15 protein-coding genes are annotated in these 11,710 nt (G+C 41.0%); 8 read left to right on the forward strand and 7 right to left on the reverse strand.

From position 1 onward, the window contains the following. Positions 1-14: 14 nt before the first annotated feature. Complete coding sequence (locus IBX40_06880; protein ID MBE0524037.1) at positions 15-248, reverse strand: hypothetical protein; 234 nt, start codon at positions 246-248, stop codon at positions 15-17. A gap of 835 nt (positions 249-1,083) precedes the next feature. Here IBX40_06880 and IBX40_06885 point away from each other — a divergent pair. From IBX40_06885 to IBX40_06895, 3 genes are all read left to right on the forward strand, one after another. Next, positions 1,084-1,659, forward strand: a complete 576-nt coding sequence (locus tag IBX40_06885; protein MBE0524038.1) for a hypothetical protein — start codon at positions 1,084-1,086, stop codon at positions 1,657-1,659. A 116-nt stretch (positions 1,660-1,775) separates the two neighbouring features. After that, complete coding sequence (gene htpX, locus IBX40_06890; GenBank protein ID MBE0524039.1) at positions 1,776-2,654, forward strand: zinc metalloprotease HtpX; 879 nt, start codon at positions 1,776-1,778, stop codon at positions 2,652-2,654. Further along, a complete protein-coding gene (locus tag IBX40_06895; protein ID MBE0524040.1) occupies positions 2,655-3,218 on the forward strand; it encodes a hypothetical protein in 564 nt (187 codons plus the stop codon). It begins immediately after the preceding gene. A 9-nt stretch (positions 3,219-3,227) separates the two neighbouring features. Here IBX40_06895 and IBX40_06900 read toward each other — a convergent pair whose 3' ends face one another. Both IBX40_06900 and IBX40_06905 read right to left on the reverse strand, forming a co-directional pair. Continuing rightward, a complete protein-coding gene (locus IBX40_06900) occupies positions 3,228-3,506 on the reverse strand; it encodes a hypothetical protein (protein ID MBE0524041.1) in 279 nt (92 codons plus the stop codon). Next, positions 3,503-4,201, reverse strand: coding sequence for a PspA/IM30 family protein (locus IBX40_06905; GenBank protein ID MBE0524042.1), 699 nt, complete (start codon positions 4,199-4,201; stop codon positions 3,503-3,505). The genes IBX40_06900 and IBX40_06905 overlap by 4 nt, the downstream gene beginning before the upstream one ends. A 208-nt stretch (positions 4,202-4,409) precedes the next feature. Here IBX40_06905 and IBX40_06910 point away from each other — a divergent pair, with 208 nt between their 5' ends. Further along, positions 4,410-5,120, forward strand: a complete 711-nt coding sequence (locus IBX40_06910) for a DUF1614 domain-containing protein (protein ID MBE0524043.1) — start codon at positions 4,410-4,412, stop codon at positions 5,118-5,120. 4 nt (positions 5,121-5,124) lie between these two features. Here the strand turns inward: IBX40_06910 and eno are convergent, their stop codons facing one another. The 3 genes from eno to IBX40_06925 all read right to left on the reverse strand — a co-directional run bounded on the left by eno (position 5,125) and on the right by IBX40_06925 (position 8,023). Next, positions 5,125-6,396: a phosphopyruvate hydratase gene (eno, locus tag IBX40_06915; protein MBE0524044.1), complete on the reverse strand. Its 1,272-nt coding sequence runs from the start codon at positions 6,394-6,396 to the stop codon at positions 5,125-5,127. Positions 6,397-6,523: 127 nt separating this feature from the next. Continuing rightward, a complete protein-coding gene (locus IBX40_06920) occupies positions 6,524-7,090 on the reverse strand; it encodes an RPA family protein (protein MBE0524045.1) in 567 nt (188 codons plus the stop codon). Positions 7,091-7,093: 3 nt separating this feature from the next. Beyond that, a complete protein-coding gene (locus tag IBX40_06925; protein ID MBE0524046.1) occupies positions 7,094-8,023 on the reverse strand; it encodes a replication factor A in 930 nt (309 codons plus the stop codon). Positions 8,024-8,238: 215 nt separating this feature from the next. Between IBX40_06925 and IBX40_06930 the strand changes: the two genes are divergently transcribed. The 4 genes from IBX40_06930 (at position 8,239) to IBX40_06945 (ending at position 11,548) form a co-directional block, all read left to right on the forward strand. Further along, positions 8,239-8,418 carry a hypothetical protein gene (locus tag IBX40_06930; protein MBE0524047.1) on the forward strand — a complete coding sequence of 60 codons (180 nt, stop codon included), beginning with the start codon at positions 8,239-8,241 and terminating at the stop codon, positions 8,416-8,418. 79 nt (positions 8,419-8,497) lie between these two features. Beyond that, on the forward strand, positions 8,498-9,154 hold the full coding sequence (locus tag IBX40_06935; GenBank protein MBE0524048.1) for an NAD(P)/FAD-dependent oxidoreductase: 657 nt from the start codon (positions 8,498-8,500) through the stop codon (positions 9,152-9,154). Positions 9,155-9,165: 11 nt separating this feature from the next. Beyond that, positions 9,166-10,998, forward strand: coding sequence for a hypothetical protein (locus tag IBX40_06940; GenBank protein MBE0524049.1), 1,833 nt, complete (start codon positions 9,166-9,168; stop codon positions 10,996-10,998). 22 nt (positions 10,999-11,020) lie between these two features. Further along, a complete protein-coding gene (locus IBX40_06945; GenBank protein ID MBE0524050.1) occupies positions 11,021-11,548 on the forward strand; it encodes a mechanosensitive ion channel in 528 nt (175 codons plus the stop codon). Here IBX40_06945 and IBX40_06950 read toward each other — a convergent pair. Beyond that, on the reverse strand, positions 11,545-11,710 hold a 166-nt coding region (locus IBX40_06950), incomplete at its 5' end, for a DUF531 family protein (protein ID MBE0524051.1). The two genes, IBX40_06945 and IBX40_06950, sit on opposite strands and share 4 nt — an antisense overlap.

Below are 11,710 nucleotides of genomic sequence, written 5' to 3' on the forward strand. Positions count from 1 at the left end.
GTTTTTTCCCTGTATCAGTATGTACTTCCTCCATAGATATTACTCACATTTCGATAAATTTTAAAGAATCGGGATGCTACACTGAATATGGCCTCCTGCTTTGCATCACGTTGTGCATTGGTATCATTGGAGTGCTCCTGCAGCAAGAACACACTCATGCCGAGCCCCGTCAGTTCGTCCCTGAGCCTGGTGTTCAAATCACGTTCGCCCTCTGAAAAAAGCGACGCTGCTAGATATACATTTTTCATGGATTCTGGATGGTCGGCACAGGCAAATAAGTTTTCTAAACATGAAAATTTTCAGGGCAATATTCACGATACTGTCATTGATTTTCATGACATATCATCATGTGGAGATAAAGAAATCGCAACAGATAAGGTGCACTAAATCATGATGAAAAAATCGAGTTTTTTAACTTGGAGAATGAATAAAATGGATGAGAAAACATATTTGGAACAGCAGTGTGGATTTTGTAAAGGTACAGGGAAAAAAGAGGGAGAGGAATGCCCCGCCTGTAGTGGAAAAGCAACATTTATGGTGAAAGAACCACCCAAAGTTTGCCAGTTCTGTAAGGGAAATGGTTATACGGTCAAAGGGGTCCTCTGCCGAACTTGTAAAGGAACCGGCTGGATGGGAGTAAAGAGAAACTAGTTTTAGTGGAATAACTTATTCAGTTTTGGCATTCTGATTATTAGAAGAATGTCAAATCTGTTTTATAGTAATTTAATTTGTAACTATTCAGCCCTGCAAATCATGGCTACTGATACCGAAATGATATTTGGTAGCTTTATGTAAAGAATTTATAGCTAATGTCTTCCGATATCGATTTAGAAATTCCCAAGATATCAAAGAAGTAAAGCGTGGTGGCTATTGATAGCGTTTTATAGGCTGAATAGTTACTTTAATTTTAATACAACATTCATTTTTTTTGACAATTCATTACTTCCGAATAACTCCACTTCCGGGGTGGATGAAAATATTATTTATGCCAGTCCGGGCTTTTTAGTCACATATATACTGAATGACAGGATATTTCTACTTGAAAAACCATTTATCAAAGAACTAATCATGGAGAGGATTGTGATGGAAAAGAACATAATATATTTCAATGCGCCCGGTGAAGAGAACACCAGTGCAGTTATCGAAGCCGTCAGGACCAGGGCGCTGGAAGGGGACATCAGGGAAGTAGTAGTTGCCAGCACTTCTGGCAAGACCGGGGTGGCAATGGCATCAGCTTTAAAAGGTACAGATATCAAAACCATTGTAGTTACCCACCAGTTCGGATCCCATGAAGAAGGAAAATGGGATATGGAAAGTGAATATGTGTCACAGTTGAATGAAATGGGAATTCCCATAGTTTCGCAATCACATATGTTCTCAGGTATTGAAAAATCACTTTCAAAAGAAACTGGAGGCATTAGCAGGGTCGAGATCATTGCTGATACTCTTCGAAAGATATTTGGAAAGGGCTTCAAAGTGGCCATGGAAGTGGTCTTGATGGCCGCAGATTCGGGTGCCTTGACAATGGAAGGTGAAGTAATAGCCATTGGTGGTACTGCATACGGAGCTGATGTAGCATGTGTAATAAAACCTGCACATTCAAACAACTTCTATGGTCTTCAGGTAAGGGAGATCATAGCAATGCCGAGGGATAAATAACATTCATATTATGAAATTTATAAAAATAACCACAAACTCCTTAAATGCTGAAGAATAAAATAATATGATTCAATATTAGTATAGATTATCATAATTAACGAGGTGTTAATAAACATATGAGAAAATGGAAAACAGATTGGGGATTGCAAAGCAGGATGTTCTTTACCATGTTTTTGCTGTTTTTAGTGTATATGTTCTTCCTGGTATTTTTATCATTCCAGGGTGCGGGTATGAATGTAATGCTCATCTTCATAGGAGTATTCATGTTCCTTCAGTTTTTCATGTCAGATAAACTGGTTCTGTGGAGTATGGGAGCCAAGATAGTATCCGAAAGTGAAGAACCAAAACTTCATGAAACTATCACCCGGCTGTGCGCTATAGCTGATCTGCCAAAACCAAAAGTAGCTGTAGTCCACAGCTCAGTGCCAAATGCCTTTGCAACAGGCCGGAGCCCAAGTAAAGCCGTAGTAGCTGTTACTACTGGTATTATGCAGACTCTTAACCAGAGTGAACTGGAAGCAGTGCTTGCCCATGAACTGAGCCATGTAAAAAACAGGGATGTCATGGTAATGACCATTGCAAGCTTTCTGTCAACAGTGGCTTTTTTCCTTGTTCGGTATCTGCTGTTCTTCGGAGGGGGAAGCAGGAATAGAGAATCTGGTGGCATTATGGCAGCATGGTTTGTCTCGATCTTAGTCTGGTTAATCAGTTTAATGCTTATCAGGACACTTTCCAGATATCGTGAATTCTCAGCAGATAGAGGAGCTGCCCTTATTACGGGTACACCTTCTAATCTGGCGTCTGCTCTAATGAAGATCAGCGGCATTATGCCAAGGATACCAAAGGATGATCTGAGAAAGGTGGAAGGTATGAATGCATTCTTTATCATTCCTGCCATATCGGGTTCGTCTCTAATGAACCTGTTCTCAACCCATCCATCTGTTGAGAAACGTATTGCAGCACTGGAGAATCTGGAGAAAGAGTTGGAGCGTTAAATGGGATTTCTGGATGCTTTAATGGGAAAGAGCAAACTCCCCAAAGCCAGGGTGGACAGGCTCTTTGCCATATCTACTGCCAGTATCACCCTGGATGTTAATCTGGGACTCAAACCTTTTGGGTCTGCAGGCATTTGTTTTAAACCTATGGAATCCTCCAGATATGCGGCTGCACGTTTAGAGATAGAGGAATTGCTTAATTATAGCTGTAAGGAGACCGGTACAGATTATAAGATACAGAAGGATGAATTCAATTATCTATGGGTAGTACTGAAAGACCCTGACTTTGAAGACCTGGTCACTAATATCCATCTGGTTTCCCAGACCCTGATCGAGCATGGTTTCAGCGAACAGTTATTATGCGCCATTTACCGTTTTGAAGGTGAAAGAACAGTCTACTGGATATACAATTATAAACAGGGAGCTTACTATCCCTTCATACCCAAAGGTGACCACACTAGGGACAATAACCTGGAATTTAGGCTCAGGTCGGTAATGGACAGCGAGCTGCCTATTGAAAAAAATGTGGAAAAATGGTACCCCCTCTGGGGGATTCCCATTTAATTCGAGTTTTTAATCCTCAATAAGCCCTTCTCCACTGAATATTTCGGTGGCTTCTTCCAGTGTCATATCTTCCGGGGGTATAATGAGGTCGGATTCCGCGATCTCAGCATCGTCGAGAGGCTTGCCATTCTCTTTTACAGTGGCAATAAGTTTACGGAGTTCTGATTTGAAGCCACTCTCATTTTCTTTTCCCACGTAATCCACTATCTTGTTGTCAATTACATTCAATTCATCCAGTAAACTACTGGACACTTTATATTGTCCTTCACCCATTATCCTGACAATCATTTTTCCACTTCCTCTTTAAGGGTTGCCAGTTCAGATTCAATATTGCTTGTTGCACTGATCTTAGCAAGTTCTTTTTCGATATCATCCTCTTTTCCGGTAAAGTCTTCCAGCGTACCCTGTTCAAGAAGTTCGTCCAGTGCGGCAGAGCGTGCCTTCATATTCTCAGTTTTCTCCTCAGCTCTTTGTACTGCCAGTCCCACATCTGCCATCTCTTCGCTAATACCTGTTATCGATTCAGTGATCTTGACCTGGGCTTCTGCTGCTGAGTATTGGGCCTTGATGGTCTCCTTTTTGGTCCTGAAAGACTCGACCTTGGCAGACAGTCTTTTTTCTGTGGCCTGGAGCTTTTCCTGTTCCTTATTCAGATCTATGATCTGCTGGTCAAGGGACTGGACCTGAGACACAAGTCCGTTCTTCCTTTCCAGTGCAAGGCGTGCCAGGTCTTCCCTGCCTGCCTTCACCGCATCCCTGGCCTGGCCGTTCAGCTTGTCAATGTTCTGATTCAGTTTTGCTTTTTGCAGCTCGAGCCTTTTCTTTGAAGTAGTAACCTCTGCCACACCTCGTTTAACGTTTTGCAATAATTCTAGCTGTTTTTGGTAAGAGTAATCCAGGGTTTCCCCGGGATCTTCCATTTTACCAACTATCTTGTTCATTTTTGCTTTTAATACGGTCCCCATTCGATTCAATAAACCCATATTTTCTACTCCTTGCTTTTAATTGCTGCCATTTTAATAATTCTAATCGTTAAATTAAATTTTCCTTTAATTTGTAATTTCCGATTATTACTAATGATACTAAATCATATAAATAATTGTGATTTTACTTCACCTTTTTATGCTAAGATTAACTAATCTATATAAACTTCTCTAACAATGTGAAACAAAAAAAATATGGTGATCCAAGTTGCGTGGAAAGATATTTAGACAGGATGTGCAAATGTTTGCATTTTTCGGATTTATGCTTCTGGCATTTTTCTATTTAAGTTATACTAAAACACTTGGAAGTGAATGGCAAATCAATTCCATTGTACTTTTTTTGATCTTAGCTGGTATGCTGGTGTTATCTGCCACTGAGATACCCATATACCGCATTCGGACAAAAAAACCTGATTTTTCTGATGAAAAAAATGAACTTTTAAGCGAGTTCTATTCGGTCCCGGTGGCAGAGGAGATTGAAACTGACAGTGAACTCGTTTTTGATTCTTCCATCACCTTAAATGTAGGGGGTTTCATTCTGCCTCTGATACTGGCTGCTTATGTGGCGATAAATGAAACAATAAAATGTCCGATTTTTGCATCTCTGGAGATTCTTTTAATCATTGTTGTTGTAACTCACCTGCTAACAGAATTCAAAAGCGGGATCGGAATAGTAATCCCTGATTATATCGGTCTGGTGGCGATTCCGTTTGCTTTAATCCTGGAACCTGAAAATGCTGCATCAATTGTGCTTGTTTCAGGTGTGTTTGGCATTCTGGTAGGGATCATAACATCTCTATTTAATATAAACGAGAATACCGAAGGAAGCGCCTTTATAAATCTGGGTGGTGTGAGTAACTTCAGAGCTATATATATTACAGTGCTGATAGCATCATTGTTGACATATGCACCTGTATAAAAATTTATATCCTCACATAAAACGCAGCTTCACCTAACTCTTCTTCAATACGCATGAGCTGGTTGTATTTAGCTGTGCGCTCGCTTCTGGCCGGTGCTCCCGTCTTTATTAATTCTGCACCCAGAGCCACAGATATATCTGATATTGTATTATCTTCTGTCTCTGCAGAGCGGTGACTTACTACTACGCTATAACCGTTTCGCTGTGCAGTAGTAGCAGCATCAAATGCTTCACTAATACTACCTATCTGGTTCAATTTAAGCAGTAAGGAATTGCACGCACCCATTTCAATACCATGGTTAAGACGTTCAACGTTTGTAACAAAAAGATCATCGCCCACAATTATTGTATCTGGCAGTTCCATGGTGAGGGCAGCGAAATCATCAAATGCCTCCTCCTGGAAAGCATCTTCAATAAGTATTATCGGGTATGTATGTACCAGGTCGACATAATAATCCAACAATTCAATACTGGTTAATTCTCTTTCATCGATATGGTAAATACCATCTTCGTAGAATGAAGAAGCTGCAGCATCAATGCCTATGGTAATATCATCTTCCGTGTATCCTGCTTCTTCGATAGCTTCTAATATTGCATCTAGTGCATCACTTGTCTGGTTGACAGGAGGTGCGTACCCACCTTCATATCCCACATTGGTTGCACTACTCCCATATTTCTTATTAAGTATATCACCTAAAGCATGATAGGTCTCAGCTGCCCATCTTATTGCTTCATGAAATGTCTCTGCTCCTTTTGGCTGGATCATGAATTCCTGGATGGCAAGATCATTACCTGCATGCTGACCGCCATTAAGTACATTAAGGGTAGGTACGGGCAATGTAAATGAATTTGTGCCTCCCAGATATTGATATAATGGTATTTTTAAGGAATCTGCTGCTGCTCTGGCTGCTGCCATACTTACACCTAAGATAGCATTAGCACCCAGATTGGATTTGGAATCAGTGCCATCAATTTCGATCATGCTCAGGTCGATCTCCCGCTGGAGCCTAACATCCATGCCTATGATCTCTGGGCCAAGAATGGAGTTTACATTATGGACGGCGGTTAATACTCCCTTCCCACGATAACGCTTATCTTTATCTCTTAGTTCAAGGGCTTCGTTTGAACCTGTAGATGCACCACTGGGAACACTAGCCCTGCCAAAACCTCTTGACCGTGTATCATTGCAATGTGTTGAAACCTCCACCTCAACGGTTGGATTGCCCCTGGAATCCAGGATTTCTCTCGCATATACCTGTTCAATCTCAAAAACCAAAATATCACCAATAAATAAATGTATTAGGATATATTTAAGTTTAGACGGTTTTTTTTGGAAAAATAAAAAAGGATTGAGATGAAATTACTTTTGTAGGTAATTTCGAACTCTTTCGTATTTACAATATTTATTCAGATATTAGACTGGTCAATGCATCTTTGGCCATTTGCTTGTATACTGCTGCATCTGTATGATAATGTTCCCTGGCTTGTATAGAATTCGGATTACTGCTGTCCAGGTTCTCAACACGCTCAAGCGTCCTTTGTGCAGTCTCGGCAACCCAGCGGTTCCTTGTGGCTGCATCCACCACAGTGATATTCTCTGGTCTGACCGAGGTCAGGACTGTTCCGTCCTCTGTCTGATATGTGCTGGATTTTCCGACTATTGCCAGGTAATCTGGCGGAGTCACTTCTGCCATTACTCTTGCAGCTTCCGGTTGGTACTGTCCGGCATATATCAGATAAGCACCTGTGGGGTCTACAATTCTGCCTCGCCAGTATTCGGCATCTGTACCGATATCCTCTTTTTCTGTTAGTGTCCCTACAATGAACAACCTGTTAATTTTTGCACCTGTCGGAGTTAATAGATATTGTGGAGAGTACTGGTCATTACTGTCCTTAAACGTCAGGTTGGAATCCCTGAATTCCTGGGCAAAGACGCGATATGCCACTTCTCTGGTGTATTGTCCAGCCATGATTTAAACCTCCATGGATGATAATAATGCTTCTATCTGGCTGCGTTCAAGAGGTGGCAGAGGTGATATGGTCTCTATAAGAATATATCTGTCAAGCCTCGGACCTGTTACAGAATAATACCTACCAACCAGCTGTTCTTTCATCTTATCTACAACCACAGACTGCTCAAGGGCCTCAGTGGCCATATGAACAGCTTCTTCCAGGGTGATATTGGTAAGTCTTTCAGACACTTCCCTGTTCAATAATGTGTCCTGCACGTTGTGTCCGTTATCCAGGACTGCTTTGATCCGCAAATCATAAGTTCCTTCAACCTTACCGTGCTCCCCGCAGACGCCTTTTATCAGGGCACGGTTGCACTGTGGACAACGCTTGATCAGACCTGAACCTGCCTGGATACCCACCATGGCACCGATAAACTCGATCATTTCAGTACCGATCTCAATATCTTCTTCGATCTCCTCTATCTGGCTTGACTTATTCAGATTGATCTGAAATCGTTCCTGGTAGCTGTTTGTCACTACATTCTTGAAATTATAGCTCTTTCCTTCCTCCAGGCCTGGCAGTTCGGCACTGGCCCATTTTGTGAACTTTATTGTACCGCTTTCATCCCCGATCAAACCAACCTGGCCTATGCTTTCGTGGTTATTATCCCACAGCTGGGCTACCTTTGCTTTAATATTGATCCATTTTCCGTCAGCGTTAATGTCCTTAACTTTAACAGTGGGTGTATTTCCCTGCTGGGTATAGAAATCTCCACGGGGTATGTTATATTCTTTTAGAAAATAGTTGACTACACTTCTGCGTGCTTCTTCGGCCGGAACCTTGAACTCGTTCAAGAGTTTTTCAAGTCGGCTTTCGATCTCGCTTGTTGGTATATTGAATCCAATCTCACTGAAACGGTCTTCAATCTGCTTTGCTGTCTCTTTTATCATTTATCATTCCTCAAGCCTCCAGTTTGTTGTGTTTTGAGAGGCAATTGGAGATTCTTTGGGAGCTTAATATACTTTACTAAAGAGTGGGGTGAAAGTAATCTAAATTACAAAAATGAGATTGAAAAACATATAACTTTATATGTTCTAAACACTTTTTATTATTTACCTTTTTTAGAGTAAATGAAGATTTATTCTCAAAAAGGAGGAGAAAAATAATGGGATTAGTGGGGAAATATGTTATTATTACTTTGATTGGCGGGCGCCAACTAATGGGTAAGATTGTAGACGAAGATGCGGTGAGCATATATCTAAAAGAAGGTCCAAATCCAGCCTACTCCCATAAACCACCAGTGATAATACAAAGAGCCAGAATTGAGACCATTAATGTCAGATAAATTTTGATAATTTTATAGTATGATATAGTAATGAGCTGGCAAATCAAATTAGTATAAAGCATAAGATTAGGAGATAAATATGTCAAAAGACCTGTTAGAAAAAGGAGCCATCGTCCAGCGCGATAAAGAGACCTATGCTATAGCTCCACACATTCCTGGCGGAATAATAGATGTCAGTACACTAAGGAAGATCGCTGATGTGGCCGAGAAATACAATGCAGCAGCGGTTAAGATCACATCTGCCCAGCGAATGGCCATTGTAGGAATAAAGGAAGCTGACATTGATAATGTCTGGACTGACCTGGGAATGCCTACCGGGGCTGCTATCGGATTATGCGTACGAAGCATTAAGATATGTCCTGGTACTACCTTCTGTAAACGCGGTCAACAGGACTCAGTGGGTGTGGGATTAAAACTGGATGAAAAATATCATGGAATGGAGCTTCCGACAAAGTTAAAAATGGGAGTCTCAGGCTGCCAGAACACCTGTGCAGAATCCAGTATCAAGGACATAGGTCTGATAGGGACCTCCAAAGGATGGAGACTACTTGCGGGCGGGAGTTCTGGTATCAAACCCAGACTTGCAGATATAATTGCAGAAGAGCTTGATGATGATGTTGCACTGAAACTGGTGGAAAATATTATCAATTTCATAAAGGAAAATGGTCAGAAGAAACGTCTGGGATGGGTAATTGAAGAGATGGGGTTAGAGGAATTTAAAAAGAAAGTGCTGTAAATATGGAATTAATGCCAATAAAATCAATTGCCATATTGGCATTTGTTTTTTTCCTGATTGTTCCTGCACATGCAATTCACCTGGAAGATGGGGTAACTATTCCAGTCGTAGCAGACTATTCTACCAAAGAAGGAGAAACTGGAATTTTGCTAAATGCTACAGTGATCGTTACTGAAGGCGATGGGCGAGTATTCGTAGATACTCAACCATATACCCAGGTGGACCTGCAGGGTTCGACCAGAATTGCTGCGTTGGTGGCATCTGATATCACAGGTATAGACCCAAGTAAATATGACTTCTATTACATCATTGAGATCACGTCCCCACTTATTGGTGGTCCTTCTGCTGGTGCTGCACTTACCATAGCCACGATAGCAGAGATAGAGAACTGGCCATTAAAAGAAGGTGTGGTAATGACAGGTATGATCAATCCTGATGGTAGTATAGGGCCTGTAGGAGGCATTCCGTATAAACTCGATGCTGCTGCTGAAAATGGGGCAACATTGTTTATTGTTCCCGAAGGTCAGACCGAAATTGTAATTATTGCAACTAACTTCGAACATGAAGGGTCCGTTATAGTGAAAGAAGAAAACGCGATTATTGTGGATATTGTGAAGCGTGGTAGAAAGCAGAATGTGAAAGTAGTGGAAGCAATTAATATCGAGGATGCAGTGGAATTATTTACTGGAAAAAAGATCCACAGGGAAATACCTGCTAAAGGGGTATGGTCTGATGAATATCTGGATGTGCTTCAACCTCTAAGCAGGAATGTAATGAATGAAGCAGCTCTTCTTTATGAATCTGTGTTAAACGAAACCACAAATAGTTCAAATATATTTGAATCTCAAAAGATTCAGTTAGAAAAGGGAGAGGAACAATATAATAACCAGGAATATTATGCAGCTATTAATACAGGTCTATGGATCATTAAGAATTTGAAATATGTACAGTGGAGAGAAGAATACCAGGCATCAGAAAATAAGGACACCTACCTAAACAATCTCTTTGAAAACGTAAGCAGTGAAGTAAACTATAGTCGACAGAAGCTTGAAAAATTTAAAGAAGGTGGAGTAGTGGATGTGGACAGTATTGGTGCTGCAGAGATCAGGTTAGTTATGGCTGAACGTATATTAGGGGGTGCCGGGGAAACTGAATCTATTGACCTTTTCATTGATACTATGGCTTCAGCTTCCTCAAGGGCTGAGACAGCAACTTGGTGGATATCTTTAGCAAACTCAAAACATCACACTTCAGATGCTGTATTGAAATCCAGAGCTGGGTGGTATCTGGGTATGTCATCTTCAGTTGTTACCTATTCCCGAACCGTAATAGGTGAATCTGGTGGTTACCATGGAGTATCACTTATTTTAAATGAAGCTGAAGAGGCCCGTGAAAGGGCTCAGATCGAATTTAACAGGGGGTATTATAGTGGAGCTATATTTGATTCATTATTAGCAACCGTTCAGGCCAGCACTGCGATAAGTTTGCTGGGTTCTGCTGATATTGAAACCAAGATCTCACGCAGTGCCGATGCTGCCAGGATAGCTATTGAGGATGCCAGAAATGCTGGTATTGAACCAGTGTTAGCAGTGAGTGCCTACGAATTTGCCGATTCATTAGAATCACCCAGCCAGAAGATAATTGAATATAATTATGCCAGGGTTGTGGCAAAGTCTACTGTGCAACTGACCGAGTCTTCCAATGTGAGTGGGCCATTCTCCAATGCGACACCTATTCCATTGAAGAAACCGACCCCTATGTCCACTACCTCAGTGATTCCAGGAATGTCATTATTGATGGCGATAATTGGATTGATGATTGTTGTTATTATATTAAGACGTTAAAAAAATTCAATGGTGATCACAGATGGATATCTCTAATTTATGTTATCAATTCCAAATGTTTGTCCCTTATTTAAAGGTAATAGTGGTAGTAATAATAGCTTTCATTGTAATTAGCTTCATTAATAGGATCTTAAAAAAATCTATTGCCAAAACCGTGCTGCCAATAGATGCGCAGTTTTTTTTACGAAAAGGGATCGTTTATTTTCTCTGGTTCAGTATTTTAATGTATATTATGGCTGAACTTAAACTGCAAGAGCTTCTTGTTCCTCTTTTAGGGGCCTCGTTTTTAGTCGGTGCTGCTGTTGCCCTGGCTGTCAAGGATATACTTGCCGATGCAATGGCAGGGATCTTCCTCCTGACTGATAAGCATTTTGATATTGGGGATCAGATCGAGACAATGAATCATAAAGAAGAGATCATCTCAGTTTCGCTCAGAAAAACGCGCATAAGGACTGATGATTCAACAGTGGTTATATTGCCAAATGGAAAAATTGATTCATCAGGATGGGTCTTGACTGAAAAAAGGAAAGAGACGATAATTAATGTTTAATTTTGTTTATAAGCTGAAAGCATAGCAGGTATAGCCCCAATGGCAGTGCAGGTCTCAAGTGAAATGCTCTTACCTGTAATGTCCAGATGATACCTGGCGCGTTCAAATAAGTCCTTTGGCAGTCCCTTATGTCCCAATCCCAACAGCAGAAGGTACGACCTG

This window comes from Methanosarcinales archaeon (assembly GCA_014859725.1).
Taxonomy (GTDB): Archaea; Halobacteriota; Methanosarcinia; order Methanosarcinales; family Methanocomedenaceae; genus Kmv04.

What these genes read in the sequence shown, in the direction of transcription:
- IBX40_06895 (MBE0524040.1), top strand. Translation starts at nt 2,655, where the DNA reads ATGGGATTTCTGGATGCTTTAATGGGAAAGAGCAAACTCCCCAAAGCC.
- IBX40_06925 (MBE0524046.1), bottom strand. Translation starts at nt 8,023, where the DNA reads ATGATAAAAGAGACAGCAAAGCAGATTGAAGACCGTTTCAGTGAGATT.
- IBX40_06880 (MBE0524037.1), bottom strand. Translation starts at nt 248, where the DNA reads ATGAAAAATGTATATCTAGCAGCGTCGCTTTTTTCAGAGGGCGAACGT.
- IBX40_06900 (MBE0524041.1), bottom strand. Translation starts at nt 3,506, where the DNA reads ATGATTGTCAGGATAATGGGTGAAGGACAATATAAAGTGTCCAGTAGT.
- IBX40_06920 (MBE0524045.1), bottom strand. Translation starts at nt 7,090, where the DNA reads ATGGCTGGACAATACACCAGAGAAGTGGCATATCGCGTCTTTGCCCAG.
- IBX40_06885 (MBE0524038.1), top strand. Translation starts at nt 1,084, where the DNA reads ATGGAAAAGAACATAATATATTTCAATGCGCCCGGTGAAGAGAACACC.
- IBX40_06930 (MBE0524047.1), top strand. Translation starts at nt 8,239, where the DNA reads ATGGGATTAGTGGGGAAATATGTTATTATTACTTTGATTGGCGGGCGC.
- IBX40_06940 (MBE0524049.1), top strand. Translation starts at nt 9,166, where the DNA reads ATGCCAATAAAATCAATTGCCATATTGGCATTTGTTTTTTTCCTGATT.
- IBX40_06935 (MBE0524048.1), top strand. Translation starts at nt 8,498, where the DNA reads ATGTCAAAAGACCTGTTAGAAAAAGGAGCCATCGTCCAGCGCGATAAA.
- htpX (MBE0524039.1), top strand. Translation starts at nt 1,776, where the DNA reads ATGAGAAAATGGAAAACAGATTGGGGATTGCAAAGCAGGATGTTCTTT.
- IBX40_06945 (MBE0524050.1), top strand. Translation starts at nt 11,021, where the DNA reads ATGGATATCTCTAATTTATGTTATCAATTCCAAATGTTTGTCCCTTAT.
- IBX40_06905 (MBE0524042.1), bottom strand. Translation starts at nt 4,201, where the DNA reads ATGGGTTTATTGAATCGAATGGGGACCGTATTAAAAGCAAAAATGAAC.